The organism is Candidatus Xianfuyuplasma coldseepsis, from assembly GCF_014023125.1.
GTDB classification, from domain to species: domain Bacteria; phylum Bacillota_I; class Bacilli_A; order Izemoplasmatales; family Izemoplasmataceae; genus Xianfuyuplasma; species Xianfuyuplasma coldseepsis.
Map to the genome: position 1 here is coordinate 1,680,966 of NZ_CP048914.1, position 19,585 is coordinate 1,700,550.

25 protein-coding genes and 1 tRNA gene are annotated in these 19,585 nt (G+C 35.7%); 22 read left to right on the forward strand and 4 right to left on the reverse strand.

What is annotated here, in order from left to right:
* The first annotated feature begins 63 nt into the window (after positions 1-63).
* The 6 genes from G4Z02_RS08195 (at position 64) to feoB (ending at position 5,122) form a co-directional block, all read left to right on the forward strand.
* Positions 64-1,122, forward strand: coding sequence for a M42 family metallopeptidase (locus G4Z02_RS08195; protein WP_258877531.1), 1,059 nt, complete (start codon positions 64-66; stop codon positions 1,120-1,122).
* A 35-nt stretch (positions 1,123-1,157) separates the two neighbouring features.
* The gene (gene rsmD / locus G4Z02_RS08200; RefSeq protein ID WP_258877532.1) at positions 1,158-1,709 is read left to right on the forward strand and encodes a 16S rRNA (guanine(966)-N(2))-methyltransferase RsmD; all 552 of its coding nucleotides are present in this window, start codon (positions 1,158-1,160) and stop codon (positions 1,707-1,709) included.
* Positions 1,706-2,188 carry a pantetheine-phosphate adenylyltransferase gene (gene coaD / locus G4Z02_RS08205; protein ID WP_258877533.1) on the forward strand — a complete coding sequence of 161 codons (483 nt, stop codon included), beginning with the start codon at positions 1,706-1,708 and terminating at the stop codon, positions 2,186-2,188. Before rsmD ends, coaD begins: the two co-directional genes overlap by 4 nt.
* Positions 2,189-2,297: 109 nt before the next feature.
* On the forward strand, positions 2,298-2,783 hold the full coding sequence (locus G4Z02_RS08210; protein ID WP_258877534.1) for a Fur family transcriptional regulator: 486 nt from the start codon (positions 2,298-2,300) through the stop codon (positions 2,781-2,783).
* A 108-nt stretch (positions 2,784-2,891) separates the two neighbouring features.
* Positions 2,892-3,119, forward strand: a complete 228-nt coding sequence (locus tag G4Z02_RS08215; protein ID WP_258877535.1) for a FeoA family protein — start codon at positions 2,892-2,894, stop codon at positions 3,117-3,119.
* Complete coding sequence (gene feoB / locus G4Z02_RS08220) at positions 3,116-5,122, forward strand: ferrous iron transport protein B (protein WP_258877536.1); 2,007 nt, start codon at positions 3,116-3,118, stop codon at positions 5,120-5,122. The genes G4Z02_RS08215 and feoB overlap by 4 nt, the downstream gene beginning before the upstream one ends.
* Positions 5,123-5,271: 149 nt before the next feature.
* Here the strand turns inward: feoB and G4Z02_RS08225 are convergent, their stop codons facing one another.
* On the reverse strand, positions 5,272-5,667 hold the full coding sequence (locus G4Z02_RS08225; RefSeq protein WP_258877537.1) for a hypothetical protein: 396 nt from the start codon (positions 5,665-5,667) through the stop codon (positions 5,272-5,274).
* 10 nt (positions 5,668-5,677) lie between these two features.
* A complete protein-coding gene (locus tag G4Z02_RS08230) occupies positions 5,678-6,259 on the reverse strand; it encodes a helix-turn-helix domain-containing protein (protein WP_258877538.1) in 582 nt (193 codons plus the stop codon).
* Positions 6,260-6,402: 143 nt separating this feature from the next.
* Here G4Z02_RS08230 and G4Z02_RS08235 point away from each other — a divergent pair, with 143 nt between their 5' ends.
* The 3 genes from G4Z02_RS08235 (at position 6,403) to G4Z02_RS08245 (ending at position 9,231) form a co-directional block, all read left to right on the forward strand.
* The gene (locus G4Z02_RS08235; RefSeq protein WP_258877539.1) at positions 6,403-8,244 is read left to right on the forward strand and encodes an LTA synthase family protein; all 1,842 of its coding nucleotides are present in this window, start codon (positions 6,403-6,405) and stop codon (positions 8,242-8,244) included.
* Positions 8,245-8,311: 67 nt separating this feature from the next.
* Positions 8,312-8,388, forward strand: a tRNA-Arg gene (locus G4Z02_RS08240).
* 141 nt (positions 8,389-8,529) lie between these two features.
* Positions 8,530-9,231 carry a YdbT family protein gene (locus G4Z02_RS08245; RefSeq protein WP_258877540.1) on the forward strand — a complete coding sequence of 234 codons (702 nt, stop codon included), beginning with the start codon at positions 8,530-8,532 and terminating at the stop codon, positions 9,229-9,231.
* Positions 9,232-9,284: 53 nt separating this feature from the next.
* Here G4Z02_RS08245 and G4Z02_RS08250 read toward each other — a convergent pair whose 3' ends face one another.
* Together G4Z02_RS08250 and G4Z02_RS08255 are read right to left on the reverse strand one after the other, a co-directional pair.
* Positions 9,285-10,148 (reverse strand): tyrosine-type recombinase/integrase, encoded by an 864-nt coding sequence (locus G4Z02_RS08250; protein WP_258877541.1) that lies wholly within the window; start codon positions 10,146-10,148, stop codon positions 9,285-9,287.
* Between the two features lie 12 nt (positions 10,149-10,160).
* Entirely contained in the window at positions 10,161-11,069 is a 909-nt protein-coding gene (locus tag G4Z02_RS08255) for a replication protein (RefSeq protein WP_258877542.1), read from the reverse strand.
* 239 nt (positions 11,070-11,308) lie between these two features.
* On the opposite strand from G4Z02_RS08255, the gene G4Z02_RS08260 reads away from it, so the two are divergent.
* From G4Z02_RS08260 to G4Z02_RS08315, 13 genes are all read left to right on the forward strand, one after another.
* Positions 11,309-11,836 carry a helix-turn-helix transcriptional regulator gene (locus G4Z02_RS08260; RefSeq protein ID WP_258877543.1) on the forward strand — a complete coding sequence of 176 codons (528 nt, stop codon included), beginning with the start codon at positions 11,309-11,311 and terminating at the stop codon, positions 11,834-11,836.
* 20 nt (positions 11,837-11,856) lie between these two features.
* The gene (locus tag G4Z02_RS08265) at positions 11,857-11,991 is read left to right on the forward strand and encodes a hypothetical protein (protein WP_258877544.1); all 135 of its coding nucleotides are present in this window, start codon (positions 11,857-11,859) and stop codon (positions 11,989-11,991) included.
* A 15-nt stretch (positions 11,992-12,006) separates the two neighbouring features.
* On the forward strand, positions 12,007-12,645 hold the full coding sequence (locus G4Z02_RS08270) for a hypothetical protein (RefSeq protein WP_258877545.1): 639 nt from the start codon (positions 12,007-12,009) through the stop codon (positions 12,643-12,645).
* A gap of 194 nt (positions 12,646-12,839) precedes the next feature.
* Complete coding sequence (locus tag G4Z02_RS08275; protein WP_258877546.1) at positions 12,840-13,157, forward strand: hypothetical protein; 318 nt, start codon at positions 12,840-12,842, stop codon at positions 13,155-13,157.
* A 234-nt stretch (positions 13,158-13,391) separates the two neighbouring features.
* Positions 13,392-14,447 (forward strand): Fic family protein, encoded by a 1,056-nt coding sequence (locus G4Z02_RS08280; RefSeq protein ID WP_258877547.1) that lies wholly within the window; start codon positions 13,392-13,394, stop codon positions 14,445-14,447.
* Between the two features lie 164 nt (positions 14,448-14,611).
* Positions 14,612-15,154, forward strand: a complete 543-nt coding sequence (locus G4Z02_RS08285) for a hypothetical protein (protein ID WP_258877548.1) — start codon at positions 14,612-14,614, stop codon at positions 15,152-15,154.
* 634 nt (positions 15,155-15,788) lie between these two features.
* Positions 15,789-16,148: a hypothetical protein gene (locus tag G4Z02_RS08290; RefSeq protein WP_258877549.1), complete on the forward strand. Its 360-nt coding sequence runs from the start codon at positions 15,789-15,791 to the stop codon at positions 16,146-16,148.
* Positions 16,149-16,161: 13 nt separating this feature from the next.
* The gene (locus G4Z02_RS09665) at positions 16,162-16,380 is read left to right on the forward strand and encodes a DUF6199 family natural product biosynthesis protein (RefSeq protein WP_478210250.1); all 219 of its coding nucleotides are present in this window, start codon (positions 16,162-16,164) and stop codon (positions 16,378-16,380) included.
* Between the two features lie 180 nt (positions 16,381-16,560).
* Positions 16,561-17,106, forward strand: a complete 546-nt coding sequence (locus tag G4Z02_RS08295; RefSeq protein WP_258878714.1) for a GNAT family N-acetyltransferase — start codon at positions 16,561-16,563, stop codon at positions 17,104-17,106.
* Between the two features lie 149 nt (positions 17,107-17,255).
* Positions 17,256-17,990 (forward strand): class I SAM-dependent methyltransferase, encoded by a 735-nt coding sequence (locus tag G4Z02_RS08300; RefSeq protein WP_258877550.1) that lies wholly within the window; start codon positions 17,256-17,258, stop codon positions 17,988-17,990.
* Between the two features lie 164 nt (positions 17,991-18,154).
* Positions 18,155-18,592, forward strand: a complete 438-nt coding sequence (locus G4Z02_RS08305) for a hypothetical protein (RefSeq protein ID WP_258877551.1) — start codon at positions 18,155-18,157, stop codon at positions 18,590-18,592.
* 232 nt (positions 18,593-18,824) lie between these two features.
* Positions 18,825-19,139, forward strand: a complete 315-nt coding sequence (locus tag G4Z02_RS08310; protein ID WP_258877552.1) for a hypothetical protein — start codon at positions 18,825-18,827, stop codon at positions 19,137-19,139.
* A gap of 45 nt (positions 19,140-19,184) precedes the next feature.
* Complete coding sequence (locus G4Z02_RS08315; RefSeq protein WP_258877553.1) at positions 19,185-19,580, forward strand: hypothetical protein; 396 nt, start codon at positions 19,185-19,187, stop codon at positions 19,578-19,580.
* Positions 19,581-19,585: the final 5 nt, after the last annotated feature.

A 19,585-nucleotide genomic window follows, 5' to 3' on the forward strand; every position in this document is an offset into this window, starting at 1 on the left:
TCTTATCGAAATGCAGGTAACATATATGCTATAATAATATCAGTTTATCGAGGAGGAAATGGTATGAACATATTAAAAGACATGTCAATGTTAAATGGGATTCCCGGAAATGAAAAAGAAGTTCGCAACTACATGAAACTACAAATGGACGGCTTTGCTGAAGTTAGTTTTGATAATTTAGGTAGTATCATCGGTGAAAAGATCGGGGCAAAGAATGGTCCGAAAATCATGGTCGCCGGTCATATGGATGAAGTCGGATTTATGGTCACAACGATTACCGATGAAGGGTATGTGAAGTTTACCGCAGCAGGTGGTTGGTGGTCGCAAGTCATGCTAGCTCAACAGCTGAACATTACTACAAGTAGCGGAGCCGTTGTTCGTGGTGTGATTGGGGCGAAAGCACCCCATATTTTAACCCCCGAAGAACGAAAAAAACCAGTGGAGATAAAAGATATGTTTATCGATGTTGGTGTCGATGACAAAGATGCAGCGATTGCCCTAGGAATTAAACCTGGTGATATGGTGACACCATATATCGAATACAAAGAACTGAGCAATCCGAAATACTTGCTCGGAAAAGCATGGGATAACCGTGTAGGTTGTGCTGCAGCAATCGAGGTATTACAACAATTACAAGATACACCACATCCAAATCGCTATTATGCGGTCGGGACAGTAATGGAAGAAGTTGGATTGCGTGGTGCAGCAACCAGTGCCCATAAAATCAATCCTGACATTGGGATTGCGCTAGATACCACAATTGCTTTTGATTTTCCTGGAGGAAATAAAAATACTCAGTTAGGAAAAGGCGTCGGAATCATGTTTAAAGATAGTAGTATGGTGGGGCATAAAGGGCTTCGTGACTATACTGTTGAGCTTTGTGAAAAACATGATATTCCATACCAATTAACCTATCTTGAACGCGGTGGTACCGACGGTGGCGCGATGCATCTGGCAACCGATGGAGCACCAAGTATTGCCCTTTGTTTACCGGTACGTTATCTCCATTCGCATACATCAATCGTTCATAAAGATGATTATGATGCGATGGTAAAACTTGTGGTAAAACTAGTGGAAACACTGGATCAAGAAACCGTACATAATATTACATACGAACGATAAGGCCATGGGGCCTTTTTGTTTCCGGAGGTGAGATCATGCGGATCATTAGTGGACGATATCGTCATCGATTGATAAAAGAAGTACCAAGTGACGCCACACGGGAAACCAAAGACCGTGTCAAGGAGTCCATTTTTAACAGTCTTCATAATCAGCTCACGCAAGCGACGGTATTGGATTTGTTTGCCGGAAGTGGTAGTTTAGGACTCGAAGCCCTTAGTCGTGGGGCTGGACATATCGACTTTGTCGATCAAAGTGAACTAGCAAGACAAACCATCAATACCAATTCAAAGATGCTGGATGTTTTCGACAACGTTACGATTCATAAAATGGATGCAATGACATTTCTACAATCAACAACCACCATCTATGATGTGATTTTACTCGATCCACCATACGATGTGAATATCATCGACGACATCATCGCATTTATCGCTACCCACAAGCGTCTATCATCACAGGGAACCATCGTTGCGCTCTATGGTAAAAAGACATCGCTAAATGTGGGAGAATATGGTATAATTGATGTGAAAAAGAAGACCATTGGTATAACCAATGTATCCTTTATGAAATGGAGCGATGCGGCATGAAAAAAGCAGTATATCCCGGAAGTTTTGATCCGATAACCTACGGTCACATTGATATCGCAAAACGAGCGCTAAAAGTATTCGACAAATTGATTATCATGATTACTGTAAATCCCAATAAGACCAATGCGCTATTTAGTGCGGAAGAGCGGATTGAAATGGTACGAGAAAGCATGAAAGAATGCATGGATAGGATCGAGATTACCACCTGTGAGGTGTTAACAGTAACCAAAACCTTAGAACTTGGGTCACACCATATTGTTCGGGGATTGCGCGCGGTAACCGATTTCGAATACGAGTTCCAAATGACCCATGCCAATCGTGTTCTAGCTAAAAAAGTTGATAGTATCTTCTTTATGACCGATAACGAATATTCTTTCTTATCGAGTAACACCGTCAAGGAAATCGCTCAATTTAAAGGCGAATTAAAGACGTTTGTGCCAGCTTGTGTCGAAGAAAAATTACGTCAAAAATTCAATTAATTAAAAAAAATTATAATAAGACTGGAAAAACAAAACATTTATTGTTAAAATTTATGTGTTTTGTTTTTCTTTTATTTATAAAAATGTTAATATAGATTAGGTGATAAAGATGGATAGTAGAGAAAAAGTATTTGCAGAGTTACGAAAAAACAATGTACGCATTACCAAACAACGTCGAGCGATCATTGACGTACTAGAAGATAAACACTTAACGATTCAGGAAATTTATTCCGAGCTTAAGAATCGTGGATTTAACAACTTAGGTACCGTATATAATAATATTGATTTCCTTCTTGAGCATAAGATTGTGACTCAGATTTTTATCAATGGTAAAAAACACTACGATTTAACCATCGATGAGAAAAGTCATAACGCCGACTCTCACATTCATGTAACATGTAAAGTAAACAACAATATCATTGAAATCAACAATAGCAGTATCTTTGATGAAATCAAAGCAAATCCAATCTTCAAAGATTTCAAAATCAGCAAACTTCAATTGGTTGTCGAAGGGGTTTGCGAACACTTTGAAAAAGATACCTGTAAAAAAGATGGAAAATGTTTTATCAGTACACTCGGAAAGGTTAGAAATTGACCTTTCTTTTTTTTGCCTAAATTAGTTTGTAACACTAATTATAAAAATTATGGTTTTTATTGAAAACACCATTATCCTAGTATAAAATGCACATATGGAGTGGTGGAAATGAACATTATTGATTTAAAACGCGGCGAAAAAGCACGTGTCCTAACCATGCAACAACTATCAAAAAAATATGTTGAACGTCTGATGGATGTCGGTATTTATGAGAGCGCTGAAGTGACGCTTTTGAATATCCTCGCCATGGGACGTTTATATTTGTTGGAAGTCGATGATATTGAAATATGTATTCGACGCGAGGATGCTGCACGTATCGAGGTCCAAAAGCCATGATATTTTTACTCGCTGGTAATCCCAATACGGGGAAAAGTACCTTCTTTAATATCATGACCCAAAGCCACGTCCATGTCGGTAATTATAGTGGTGTCACCGTTGAAAAACGGGTTCACCATATCAAACATTATGAAGGAGCGAACCTCGTTGATCTCCCTGGAACGTATAATGTATGTCCTTCCGGAGAAGATGAAGGTGTTGTCACCTATTCATTACTTCATGAAAACTACAATGGGATTATTAATATTATTGATTCCACCCATTTAAAACGAAACTTACATCTGACAATTCAATTATTGGAACTTGGGGTTCCAACCCTGTTAGTCTTAAACTTGAAAGATGCCTTAAAGAATAATGGATATGTCATCGACATCGATGTACTCAGTAACCATCTGAATACAAGTGCTGTTAGTATATCTGCTCGCGAAAACAATGCCGATGAACAATTAAAGGTTGTCGACAACCTCAAAACAATGCGCGCTTCAAAAGCGTTGGAACTGGATTACCCGCAACCGATCAAATGGGGAATACAACGAATTCATGATTTGTTGCGTTACGACAATCTTCAAGTCAAGAAAAAATGGTTGGCACTTCAGATTCTTGAAGGAAATGAAGGAATTTATCAATTTTTAGATTTGGTGAAAGTAGATAAGATAAAAACCGTTGTCAAAGAAGTCGAACAACGGATTCTCGATGAACGTATTGCGATGAGTCTGAAAGGGGCCATCTTCAATACGAGACGCGAGTTTATCCAACAAGTCGTCCAAGACAGTATGATTCAGGTGGAACATAAAGAACACTCGAAATATTTCAATCAAAAAATCGACCGAATCTTAACTCACCAAGGCTGGGGTATCCCGATTTTTATCGGATTGATGTTACTGGTGTATCAAATCAGTTTTGGTAATGTCCTGGGACTTGGAACACTTCTTAGCGATTGGTTTAGTATTGTTTGGGATGATTATGTCCTCGGGTATGCCGCAGATGCACTGAATGTAATTGGGATTACTGGATTTGCTCAAGGATTGGTTGTCGATGGAATCCTCGCCGGGATTGGTGGGGTATTGGTGTTTTTACCTCAAATCATCGTCTTATTCTTCTTATTGGCGATTATGGAAGGAACGGGATACATGTCCCGGGTCGCAATCGTTATGGATCGGTTCTTAAGTCGCTTTGGTTTCAACGGAAAGAGTATTGTTCCGATTATCACCGGATTCGGGTGTACCGTTCCCGCAATTATGGCAACGCGAACCATTAGTGACAAGAAAGAACGAATCTTAACGATTCTCACGATTCCTTTCGTCTCTTGTAGTGCACGATTACCAATCTATTTAATCTTTGTCAATCTATTCTTCAGCCAATATCAAGCCCTTGTGATGATGGCGATTTACATCCTTGGTATTGTCGTCATGCTTGTTAGTGCCAAATTATTCAGCTTAAGTTATTTCAAAGGCAGTGGAGCCAGTTTTATTTTAGAGGTACCACCGTACCGCGTACCACAACTTCGCACAATCACGTATCAAGCCCTTGAAAAAGCAAAACGATTTGTCAAAAAAGCTGGAACGTTTATTTTAGTGGGTAGTGTGGTATTATGGCTGTTAAGTAATGTTGGACCATCGGGAATTGACATTGATCCCGATCAGAGTTTTTTGGCGATGGTCGCCACAATCATTGCTCCTATCTTTACACCACTTGGATTTGGAAGTTGGCAAGCTACCAGTAGTTTAATCAGTGGTTTCTTAGCAAAAGAGATTGTCGTTTCAAGTTTGTTGGTACTGTATGGCGGGAGCAGTGGTATTGCTGCATCGTTTACCACACTAGCGGCATTATCCTATGTTCTGTTTGCTAGTTTATACATTCCTTGTATCTCAACGGTTGCCACAATTCGCAGTGAAACAGGATCGGTAAAATGGACTTTGTTCAGTGTCGTGTATCCATTTATTGTTGCCTACATTGTCGCGGGACTCATTTATGGAATTGGGTTCATCATAACAAGTATATAAAAAAAGTGGACGAGGTCCACTTTTTCATTATCGTCGTTTTTCGGATTCATAATCGAGGTAAACAGGTGTTTTTCCCAAAATACAAGGAATCGAATGAATCAACGGTGATGAATTGTTATTGTTTGATAGGGAGTGATGTTTGAATTTCACTATTCGGTATCTTGAAAGATTACTGATATATCGTCTTCTTCATCCGTGCCTTCTTCTTGGGCTTTTTGGACAAGATCGTCAAACATTTCTTTGATTTTGTCTTTTCCTAAGAAGGGGAGTAATACTTCTTGTTTGAATCCTTCGATTTTTCCGCTTTTGACGTTTTCGTAAAGGGTGTTAAGAGCACTTTTACTTAAGAATGGTAGAGCGGCATAAATATCTTTGTTTCGTCCTTGTTTAATTAATTCTTGAACCAGTTCATCAAGATTATCTCGGCCTAAGAATGGATAGACGACTGCAAGGGATATGCCTTTCACTTCACCAGATACTATTTTGTTTGCGAATTCTTTGATTTCTTCTTTGTCCATAAATGGTAATAATGCCATGAGTTTCATAGCTTCCTCCTTATAAATGAATGTGATAGTTGGGCATTTTATAGGGGTAATGCCCTTCGGTGTATTTACTGTGTACAAGACGTTGCTCTTGATCCGATAATTGCATGTAAATGGAGCGAAGGTCGTAATCGAGCTTTCCACTGAGGATTACGCTCAACAGATACGTGCGTTCGGGATGATTTAAGTAGTGCCAGATGTCTTTGACGGTTAGTTCATCGGGATGATGAATTAAGTGCTGGACGATACGAAGTCGCTCTGGTTTGGTTAAGCGATAGAAGATGTGATCAAGATCTTCAGGCTTCGTAGTGCTTTGCAAGAACTTGGAGATGACAATATGACGGGGATATGATTCAAATAAATCATCGTAGTCATTGTCGTTGATTTCCGTATCATTTAATAACTCGTCAATCGATATGTGGAACAACTTGGTGAGTTCGTAGAGAATGTCGATGTTCGGCATACTCTTTCCTTTTTCCCATTTGCTGACGGCTTGATGGGTAACATACAAGGTTTCAGCGAGGTCATGTTGGGTCATGTTGTGTTGATTTCGATAGGTGGCAATTTTACTGCCAATCTGCATTAAGTCGAGCATCTTCAACCTCCTTTACACTTTCATTCTACTAAGGACGATAAATAACTTCAAGCAACTGCTGGTTGCATTGAAAAAAAACGAGAAAACATAGGCTTCTTATAGCCGTTTTATGATATAATAAAAATCACATGGAGGGGTTTACTATGACACACATTAAAAACTATAAATCCTATATGTATGTAATCGCGTATCTGATGTTGTTGCGCGTTGTTTTATTGTTTACTGTTGGAATGGACTTGCGACCGATGGGATTACTATATGACCTTGTTGTCATGATGTTTTGGGTAGGTATGATTGCCTATTTCATCAGTAACATCACCGGGTTAAAAGTGTATTATATATTTGTTGTTCTATTTGGAACCGTGTTTGCGATTGTCGATAGTGTATATTTTGATTATTTTGGTGTCATTTTCGCGAGAAGTAGTGCCAGTGGTATCAAATGGCTTCAAGAAGGAAATACACTCGAATACAACATTCAAATTCCCCTTGTTACTTATTTGATTACCCCGCTATTGATTGGTGTGATCTACCTTATTATAACAAATAAGAAAAAAGATGTCTTTCGTTTTAAAGAAATGGCGGTTTTAGCGACGATATTTGTCTTGCAAGTTGGATTGTTCCTGTTTTGGGGAAATCAATCCTTTGACACCAAACTCGATTACTACCGCAGTGATGCCTTTTTGTTTGAAACGATGCACGATCGCATCTTATATAGTGAGAAGTATGGATACTATAATTACCATTTACTGGATTTAACGCGGATTCGTCCCAAGGCGGATCCTGCAGCAATGGTTCAAGAAGTCGATGAATATTTCGCTTCATTGCCAAATCATACAACCAACGATTATTCCGATATCTACAGTGGGTACAATGTCATCAATATTGTGGGAGAAACATTGGAAACGAGGTTTATTGATGAAACATTGACGCCACATCTCTATTTGATGCAGCAAAATGGGATGGTCTTTGATAACTACTTCACTACCGTCTTCCAACAAGGGGCAACTTGTAATAGCGAATACATGAGTATTACTGGTCTATCTGCGATCACAACCAATGACTGGAGTAGTAATATTTGTGATGCCTATAGTGAGAATATCTATCCGTATTCGATGCCATCACAACTACGAGATCAAGGGTACAATACCTATTATTTCCATAGTGGATACGAATGGTTTTATAACCGCAAAACAATGATACCCAATTATGGATATGAAACGGTGAAGTTTCAAGAAGATATTTATAATCTAGGCTATACTGAAGATGATTTCTATGACCGCTTCGATACCGACATGATGTTATTTGTTGACGAGTATCTCAAGTACGATCAACCGTTCTTGATGACCCTGCTAACCTACTCGATGCATGGTGCCTATAATCAAGAAGAATTTGAAATCCATCGCGATCAACTTGATGCCGCATATCCAGATAATGAATTTGATCCAGAAATTGAGAATTACATGTTGAAATTGATTGAGTTCGATACATTAATCGGTGATCTAATGGATAAACTGGATGAAGAAGGAGAACTGGATAACACATTATTTGTTGTCTATCCCGATCATTATCCATATATGATGAACTACGATACTTATACCGAGTATATTGACGTAATCGATGACTTTCATGAAGTGATGCGCCAAGAGTTGATTATCTATGCAACCGACATGACAGGAGACGTTATCCACACTACGGGTAGTCAAATTGACGTCACTCCAACAATTATGAATATGATTAACAGCAGTTCAAACTTTCGTTACTTCATGGGGACCGATCTTCTTAGTACCGATGAAAACTACGTGATTTTTGCGGATCTTGTTATTACCGATGGAACCAATACATTATACTTGGATGAATCGGTAGAAGGTGATGACGATCAATTATCCACATTGGAACAAGCTCTGATGGACCGGATTACGATGTTAGAAATACAAAAAGATCTTCTCAACAGCGATTATTTTGCTTACAAAGAGGAATTCGAATAAACACATTATTGAATGGTTTGTCCTTTACAAACCGACGGCGTTATATTATAATTATTAACGCTGAAATGTTTCGGTAGCTCAGCTGGATAGAGCAACGGCCTTCTAAGCCGTCGGTCGGGGGTTCGAATCCCTCCCGGAATGCCATTTGAACTTAACTAAGCCCTTTTGGGCTTTTTTATTTTTTATATCACTCTTCGAGGCCGTAGGTGGGGGGGAGCAACGGCCTACATATGTCATTTACTATGGTGTGTTCATATGGTATAATTATTCAAGGGAAGTGATGTTATGGACATAATTGTTTTTAAGAAAATTAACATATATCGGCAGGGTTTATTCATTGCTGCAATACTGTTCTTCGGATATGGAAGTTTAGTAACTGAAACGTATTTTATTACAGTTGTCTTGTTATTTATACTAGCCTATATCATATATACTGTTTATCTATTTATTAGAAAAACAACATATATGAAAATAAATAGTACTGAAATATCACATGGTATTATATATAAACAAAACATTCCAATTTCGGCTATTACTGACATTCAATACTTTGATGATAATGTTTTTGGCAAGAGACTGATTATTAGGTATAAATCAACACAACTAAGGCAATTATTACTCAGAAATGATTATAGTATGCCTTTAGAGGAAATTAACAACAAGTTAATTGAATTGTGTCGTGATAAAGTTGTTTTTGATGGTTCGATAATTAAGCAGAATAAAAAGGATAATCAAGGTCCTAAATATTTTGTAGTATTTTTCTTTTTACTTCAATTATTGCTAATTCCTTTTATATCTGATGCGAATCACTTAATAATAAGCAGTAAACTATATACAATTATTATTATTGGATTTACGATTGTTGGTATAGTCACACATTATATACTCTATAAGAGAAAAGACGAGAAATATATTTCACTGAAAATTGCCTTGATATCATGGATTATATTATTGTTGATATTGATTTCGTCGATGTTTATATACTAGTCTTAATTATTGATTATAAACTCATGAATAAAGCCCCAATTAAGGGGCTTTTGTTATGCTCTGAGGCCAGATAGATAGTTAACTCGTTCATACTCCATACGGAGTTTTTCAGCGTTGATATGGAGGTATTTTTGAGTGGTTAGCAAGGTGGTATGACCTAGTAAGATTCTTAGTACTTCCATGTTTCCGTTTTTACTGACAAACTTGGTTGCGAATGTGTGTCTCCATTTATGAGGAGATATCGAGTATCTTGTTTTAATTTTCTGTTGGAGGTTCTGGCATATCTTTTGAACACGATCAACCGATAATGGTTCTCTGGTTGTTAGGTTGATGAAGATATGAGAATCTATCTTTTGTCTTACAATGTATTGTGTGAGTAGTATTTGTGTTTCAGGGGAGTAGAACACATATCGGTCGACCTTTGTTTTTGTGGTTGTGACTAATATGGTACGAGTTTCAAAATCGAAGTTTTGGATTCGAAGCGATAGCAATTCACTAATGCGTAAACCAGTATCAAGGAGTAAATGGAACATGACTAGGTTTCGTAAGAACTCAGGGTATAAATCATTGTCTAGGTAATTGAATACCTTTTGTATGACATTATCAGGTATAACCTTAATCATTTTCTTCTCTTCAGGGAGTTTATCGAACTTGACAATGATATCACATTCATTCTTCAAAATACGAAGTAATAGGCCGATATACTTGTTTATAGAGGCATTTGTTATCTTGTGGTTTCTATCTCTCAAAAAGAGAATGAAGTCGAGAATAAATGCTCTATCAATCAATTCACAATCGGTATTGCCAAAGTAGTCTAATAAGGTTTTGGTTTTTCCTTTTGTGAATCGGTAGGTACCTTTTGATTTTGTGACTTGAATGTATTTCTCATATGATTTGATAGCCTGTTTTAATTTCATGTTCGCACCTCCTTAGAATAGATTTTTGATTTCTTCTTGGTCTTTGTCAAATTGCTTGATTTGTTCGAGGTTTCCACAGAGAGCGATTCGTCTGTCGAATGCTCTCATGGTGCTTGGGTGTTCCTCGCGAACATTGGCATATTGTTGTTTGTAGTCCCAATTACTGACAATGTAAACTTCTGTATAACAAGCGACTTTATCACCATAACGAGCAGGTAGTCGCATGGGGTAGCCGTCTAGATAATTGAGCATTTGTTCGACTGGGAGAGAACTGCGAAACTCTTCGAATACAATGACTGGTTCTCCCTTGTAGCCGTCGAATGGGTGTTTGTAGTTGGAGACTCGATAGACATTCTGATAGCCGTATTTTTCCATGATGTAGCGAGTTTTTCCGACTCCTGGTTCATCTACTAAATATCTCGCACAAATCTCTCGAAATGTTTCTTTGAACTGTTCTTCCAAGTGTTCTTGCATGGTATTGTTGATATTGGTTCGATATCGAATGTATTGGCTTGAATAGGTCTCTTTTATCTCTCTTATGGAGTAGCCTTCCTTTATCATGGAGTAAATATCTTCTAGATCACTGCGTTTACCTTGTTGGGGTAATTCACCAGATATGACAACCTCTGATATTCTGGTATCTTCTTTGGTACAATAATCACTTGCTTGTTTGGGTGTACCTTGCATATACTCTATATGAGCCTTTGGAAATAGTTTCTTTATGGTCTCAAATGATTTGGCATTCTCGAAACTGATATATATTTGATGATGTTGGGTTCCGTTTTTTCCTTCCTCCAACTGAAAAGCAGTATATTTGAATCCTTTGATGTTTTCGATATACTTCAATAATTCTTCATTTGTCATTGGCTTTTCTTCTTTATAGTTGTTAGTTAACAGCCAATTTCTATTCCTTTTTTTCACTTTCTATCACCTTACTTTTTGCACAGAAGTGTGTAAAGGGTAATACTAGCCTTTACACGTGGTTTCGGGTGGTGGCTACCCTGCGGGACGCAGCCGACCACACCTCACCACCAAACCGTACACGGTGTACCAATACGGAACACCTCATACTACCATTATAGTGTACCAATACGGAACTGTCAAGAAAAAGGTTCCATTTCGGAACCCCTTATTGTATAATTGTATTGGAGGTGCTAATTATGAATGTTCCACACGCCATGAAAGAACTACGATTGAAAAAGAAGAAGTCTCAGAAAGATATAGCAAAAGTACTAGGAATCACAAGACCTGCATATGTACGATATGAAACTGGAAATAGAGAGCCTGGTTTGAAAGTTATCTCCGAATTAGCAGAATATTACAATGTTCCTCCTAGTGTGTTCTTTATTTCAGATGTGAAAGGATTCAATATTGATAAAGAGCAGAACATCGATAAACTGTATCAGTTTTTTCAACTAAGACTGTACGACATGGACAATCTAACTTTCTTATTTCGTGCAAGACTCATGGAACAACAAGAGAAGTTTGCCTATGATAAACAAAATGATGTTTCCGAGAAACGATTTAAGGATTTTGTCAAAGCACTTGAACAAATCCATAATGATCTAGAACGAGTGAAGGCAAGATTACTACCAGTATTTATGCCAAGAAGTTTTGATGATGTTTTGAAAGAACCGAAATTACGATTTGAAGAGTATAAGGAATGGGCTAGAAGAATAACAAGTTAGTACTCAATGGGAGGGGTATAATGCCAACATGGAAGAAACTAGCGATAATTTCACTTGTTATCGCGACATTAATACTCATATTTCAAGATTACAATAAAGGCTTCATATATCTAGGGGCATTTTCACTGGTCTCCTATGTGATATATCAAATTTGAGGGGGGGATGTTAAAATGAATAAGTTTATCCGAAAACACTTTCTAACAACTATTTTATTCACATTGCTTATGTTCTACATTGTCAATATGAGTATTCAAGTTTATAGAGGTTATCAATTTGGAGAGATTGGTGATAATGTATCAGTCGATTATAGACCACCCGTATTAAATCCGATGATAGTTGAGGGACTATCAGATGAGTTTATTGTCGCTTTCGATGTTACAAAGGATGTTGCATTTTTCTTTGATAAGGAAGGGATTTTAATCGATGTTTTTCGATTAGATTCTGCGGGAAGTGTTGAACTAGTTGATTACAATGATGACACACACGAGTTAACAGTTTATTACAATAGACGTCAAATATTTTATGTAATTGATTCGAGTGGAACTGTTATTGATTTATATGATGGTATACGACCGAGAAATCTACCGCAGAAAACAACATGCACAGTGTTAAATGATAAAGAGTATTGTATGAATCATTATTTCTTTTTCATACGTTTAACTGTTGAAAAAGAATCAGCCACATCGATATTTTCTTCCTGGACATATGTAATAATTGGAACAGTTCTTTTTGTAATTGCCGGGATAATAGATAGAAATAGTTCTGAGTTATTTACGGAAGACAATAGTGAGAAATATGAGTCGACTTAGCAAATCTCAGAGACAAAACAGGGGCCAATATTACTTCTAAGCCGTCGGTCGGGGGTTCGAATCCCTCCCGGAATGCCAGTAGAAATTTAAATCCCTTGCCTAAGGGATTTTTTATTTTGAGTATGTTATTCCAAGAGAGGAGGGACCAACGGTGTGATTTTATGATATAATAATACATAAGGGGGAATTTACACATGTTATTACAAAAGAGAGTTAGCATTATTTCACTTGTATGGAGTTTATCATTTTTACTATTAATTGCACTGCAATTTCTTGCACAGGAATTTGACTTTTCATTGTATTTCATTATTAGACCATTTGAGTTTCTTTTTGGGTGGCCATTATATATTTTCATTTTTGTTTCGTTTATAATAACTGGAATAAAATGTCTGATTGATATGAATCGTGAGAATTTCAAGTACTTCATTTATACTTGTATTTCAGGGACATTGGTTGTTGGTGTAATAGTAGCATTAATTGTGATGTTAGGAGATGCATTGGCAAATTTTTAATGATATATTACAGGGGGTATATTCCTTCTAAGCCGTCGGTCGGGGGTTCGAATCCCTCCCGGAATGCCAGTTAAAAACGAAATAGTTAAGCCATTTAAGGTTTAGCTATTTTTATATCCTTATTAAGGAAAGAAAAGTACAAAAACTTTCCTTGAAGACTTGACGTGTAAAATATAACATGCTATTATATGAATAAGGAAAAAAAAGTAAAAATATTTTTCTCGAGGTGATAACATGGAAAGAATGAAGAAATTACCATTCAACGTTAACTTAGATACAATAAAGATATTGAAAGAATTAAACTTAGCCAATAATAGCATTGGTGAACTTAAAGGTGTTATGAACCTGCTTCCAAATCCCAACATAATCTTCAGCCTATTAGCAATAGGTGAGTCAAAAGATTCTTCAGCTATCGAAAACATAATTACAACATATGAAGATATTTACAAGGAAATGATTACAAAAAAACCTATTAGTAAGGCAGCTAAAGAGGTAAATAATTATAAGTTGGCTATGGAAGTAGGATTTAACGAACTAAAAGAAAAGGGATTTATAAGCACTAATACGATAATACGAGTTCAAGAAATTATTGAACCTAATAAAGGTGGAATTAGAAGATTACCTGGAACGGTGATAAAAAACATGGATACAAATGAAATTGTTCATACTCCTCCTCAATCAGAAAGAGATATTAGAGAATTATTGAAGAATCTTGAAGAATATCTCAATAATGAAACGGAGTATGATCCTCTTGTTCAGTTAGCGTTGATTCATTTTCAATTTGAAAGTATACATCCTTTTTATGATGGAAATGGTAGAACCGGTAGGATTTTAAACATATTATATCTTGTACTTAAAGAAAAAATAAACCAACCCATATTATATCTAAGTAAATATATTATAGAGAATAAATCCGAGTATTATGATCTTCTTAAATCCTGTAATCAAGATATTACCAATATTGAAAAGTTTGTGTCATATATTTTAATGGGAGTACATGAGACATCTAAGTATACTGTATCAATGGTTTTGAGAATTAATGATTTAATAAATTTAACAAAAGAAGCTATGAAAGATCGATTAAGTGAGATTTATTCTGATGAAATTGTTTTACATATTTTTAGTTATTTATACACCAAAAACGAACTCTTTAGAGAGAGCTTAAGCATTTCTAGACCAACAGCTACTAAGTATCTCAAAGAACTAGAACGAGAAGGATTCTTAGTGTCCGAAAGAGTTGGTAAAGAAGTTGTATATAAGAATATTCAACTGTTAAATATATTTAAATAATCACGACGATATTCATTCTAAGCCGTCGGTCGTAGGTTCGAATCCCTCCCGGAATGCCATTTGAAAACGTAATAACCAAGTCATTTGTTGACTTGGTTGTTTTTATTTTCCTAGAGCAACTGCCTTTTTAGTATGTTATAATAATTGATAAAGGAGGAGATTCAATGAAAAGGTTAAGTTTAATATTTATTATTGTAGCATTGATGAGTGCTTGTGGAGAAAAGAGTAATGATACTACATATGAGGAGTGTCTTGCAAACTTAGGTAATGAGGCTACTTCAATGGAAGTTGCACAGTGTTATGAAAAATATAATGAAGCTGAATTGTGTGAGCAAGTTATTGACACAAATAGTGAAAATTATTTAGAAGACTATTCAGGAATAAGTCACATATCAACATTTTGTAATATTATTCCAGAAGGAAATTATTTCATATATTTTTATGAGGATACATGTTTGGAATGTATGGAAATTAAAGATGATATTGTTAGATTTGGACTATCTGAAAACGAAGATTATGATGTCTATTTTGTGAATGTGTCAGAAAATGAGTTTAATGGAGATACTTTTACACAAAATACTTCTCTTACACAAGTACCAAGTATAATTTATGTTGTTGACGGATTCATTGTTGATGAAATAGACAATGATGAAATTGTCGATTTTCTAACCGAAGTTGAGAACAATCAATATTTTGAGATTGATTGAAACCTTTTGAGCTGTCGTTCGGGGGCTCGAATCCCTGGCGGAATGCCAATGAATAAACTAAATAGTTAAGCCATTTAAGGGTTAACTATTTTTTATTTTCTTAGAGTAACGGCCTTTATGGTATGTTATAATCATAAAGAAGGAGATGATGTTATGACAGATATAACTCCTTATATTACTATGTGGTTATACTTCTTTGGGATATCTGCAACCATTAGTTTGATCGTACATATTAAGTTAAAGACTAAAACAAGCAAAATAGTTTTATACATATTCGGTTCCATTTTTATAATCTCATTTGTAATAGTGATTTCTTTCATGTTGATTTACATCATTCAATTATTAAGAACACCACCAGAATTATAGACTCTAAATGAGTATTGTTATATTTTCTTCTCATATAATACAGGATATGTAAATGATGTTCATGGTGGTTACATGCATTATACTATACAAAAAATACATACGACGATATTCCTTCCAAACCGTCGGCCCACAGTTCGAATCGATCCCGGAATGCCATTTGAAAACTAAATGGTTAAGCCATTTTCGTTTTACTATTTTGATTACTATTGATTTCGTAGTATGATAGTGTTGTATAGTGATCAAATAAATAATTGAAAGGAGTATACTTATGATTCTATCCATAATTGGTGCTAGTCTAACAATTTTATGGGGAATATCACATCTATTTCCAACCAAAAGTGTTGTGAAGGATTTTGGTGATATTTCGGAGGATAATAAAAATATTGTTTATATGGAGTGGATAAATGAGGGCGTTACACTAATCTCATTAGGGGCATTAGTTATTCTTTCAATAATTATTACTGGGAATGTTGTTTCTTATCTCAACATCTTTGTTATCATTGTTCTAGCTGTTTTAGCCATTATCTCTTTATTTACAGGATTTAGAATCAATTTCATTCCATTCAAATTATGTCCTGTAATTTTTACAGTTTCAGCAGTATTATTATTACTTGGTATCTTTGTATAATTTTCTTAAGGAGATGATTGCTGTGGTTCAAGGGTTGTTATACGTTTTACTTATTTTTGGAATTATCTCGATATTTTTCCCTGAGGTTGCGGATTATATAGCTTGGTTAGATAGAGAGGCAGAGTTACCATCTAAAGATGAACATAAGAAACCGACAAGTCATTCAAAAACGACAACAAGAATAGTTGGAGTAATTTTAACTATTGTATCACTATATTTATTAGTTACCTAGCTCCAAGAAAAGCAGGTAGAAAAACCTTTTAATTCGTTGGTAGGGAGTTCAAATCCCTACGCGAATTCCTTTAGTAAATTATATAGTTAAGCCATTTAGGTTTAGCTATTTTTTATTTTCGATGAGCAACGTTCAACAGTTCTTCCGTTATGTTATACTATTATTGAAGGAGATGGTGTGATGAAAGAATTTAATACAGAAAGACTACTTCTAAGAGAGTTACAACAACAAGATGCAAATGACATATACGAGTATTGCAGTATGAAAGATGTTATTGATATGATTGGTATGAGATTACATTCCTCTATCGAGATAACATACAAATATATAAGTCATGAACAAAAGAAATCAGAGACTCTTGCTATTGTTAATCGAAAATTGAACAAAGTAATTGGTACAGTTTCGTTGAGAAAACAATATAATGATTCAAATCTAGATATTCGTTTGATCAGTTGTATTATCAACCCAAAGTATTGGGGAAAAGGTTATGCACCTGAAGCTATACAACAGATTATAATGTATGCCTTTGAAGAATTAAATGTTCATAAATTGTTGGGGGGACATTATTCATTTAATTTGCAATCATCTGCAGTTAACAGAAAACTTGGATTTGTGTATGAAGGTACACAAAGAGAAGTGTATTTATACAATGGGAAACTCGTGGATGCAGTAGAGTATGGAATGTTAGAAAGAGATTATATGAGAGTATCACAGAACTGGAAATAAACCCTAGAAGCCGTCGATCGGAAAATCGAATCCTTCTAGGAATGCTATTTGAACTTGACTGTTTTTTGAATTAACATATAAATATAGATCTATACAGCAAGATTGTTGCTTGATTTATATGTGATATAATTATTGGATGAGGTGGTGTTGTGGACAACTATAGAAGATTAGCCGAGTTCTACGACGAAATGAAGAGCATGAGTGAGATTAAACAGTTGTTTTTTCAACGTTTGTTTGACGAGTATACAGACCCGATGATTCTTGATTGTGCATGTGGTACAGGATATGATATTAGTACGTTTTCCGACTTGGGATACCGTGTTGTCGGTTCGGATTTGTCTGAAAGTATGATCTCCGTTGCATTGAGAAGGGACAACTTACGCAAAGATCAATTACATGTGGTGAATTTTGAGCAACTCGATGCTTATTACAATCAAAAATTTGATTGCATCCTCTGCTTGAGTAATTCAATAAATGAGATACATGTGGACCCTGTTAAGGCACTGAATAGTATGAAAAGTGTTCTACAGGATGATGGATGTATTGTTTTTGATCAAGGACAAACAGATTTCTCAATGCAAAATCCTCCGACCAAAGAAGTGATTGTTGATAACGAACACGTGAGAAGAGAATTTTGTATGGAGTATACCAATGACATTATGACAGTGCATATTAGGGATGAAATTAAAGGCAAATTCCAAGAATTGATTGTGTCCAAAATCCAGATAAGAATTCGACTCCTTGAAGATTGGATATCCATATTACATGAATGTGGACTAGCCTATGAAATATATGGTGATTTTGATAGAACACCATATGATGTATCAGAATCAAAAAGGTTAATCGTTGTTGCAAAAAAAAAAAGATATAGTTCGAGCTACTGAGCAATGAAGAATTAAGAGTTAATTGGATATTTACGAGTTTTAATATCAATTACAAGCAAAATGAGGTATAATGAATACACACATTGGATGGTATATTTTTATATGAAATCTGCATATCTACTTGTGACAGTCGAATGACTAGAAAGTGATGTGACAGAAACGATATGAATACATATACATTTTTTATCCAAGATGTACTCCCGCGAACCGATGCGGTGGAGTATATTATATTACGAGCCGGTAAAGGTAAACACAAATGGTCCTCAATCTATGTGAATTCCCTTGGCTTTTCCTATTTAGAAGGATTGATTTGGGATAAATATCGAGAATATCGACAACAAAGGATTTCGAAAATCCCTTCTGCTGAATGGAAACGGATTCTCGAAGGATTTGAGATTGCTGCAGATTTGTTGAGGGACAATCAAGATCCTGAAAAAACAGAGTTGATACTAAAATATAAAATCGTTTCACCGATGTATCCGATATCCGATATCATCGATCAAATTGCGGATTTAGAGCGTTTTATCCGAGAACTAAGTATCTGGCTACAAAATTTCACGAAAACCGAAAAATCAATTTCCATCATCAAAAATTATATTTAGTATTAGGCACATAATTACACAAAATAAAGACCTTATATGGTCTTTTTCTTATAGTATTAAATAAGTAATTGAAACAAGTAGTGCCATGTCTACTTGGAGTATCAACAACTTATTAAAATTAATAACCTTCTGAGTCTTCTATACGGGATTCAATTTTCTCCGGGAGATTCGGAAAAACAAGAGACCAGAAATGGTCTTTTTTTGGTATAATAATGTAGAAGGAGATGGGACAATGAAAAAGTTGATGAAAGCACCTTTAGATATCAAAATCTTTGTGTGTAGTGCTTTTCTTATATTGGGAATCTTCCTTTTACCGGATGAACCAGATCCCTATCATCTATCGGAAACCTATATTGTGTTTGTCTTTGTGTACATAGTTGTATCCGTATTCTTTGCTCGCTTTATTGGCGATTCGGACTATAATATTTTGCGGAAAGCGAAAACACCAAAAGCGATTATTATCACATTGTTGCTTTATGTATTGATTTGTGGCTTTATTGCGTATGTACTAGCGAGTACAGAGCTGTTCTTGTTCTTTTTACCGTAGAGAGTAATAAACAAATCTACAACAAAAAATAAGGAGTTGATCGGTATGATTTTACCAACTAGTATCATCTTTATTCTAGCGTCTCTTTTTTACATATTAAGTATTGGAACACATGTTCTTGTGTTGATGAAAAAAATTCCATTTCAAGATGTTAATGGTGGGAGAAGTTCTAGTTTTGAGGAACAAAAGAAACAATCACAAGTTAGTATCGTTGTCCTTGGTGTGTTGTTTGTGTATGTCCTATCAGCGAAGGTATTTCCGGCATTTCGGACACGCGTTATATACCTAATAGCATCCTCACTGCTCGCTTTATTTTGGTTGCTGGGAACTGTTATGCAACTCCTCGGGACCCGCTTTGAAAAACGGATAATGGTATGGATCAATGTAATTGGGCTCATCTCTCATATCGAATTGGTTTTGCTATATGTTGAAACGGAATAGGAGTG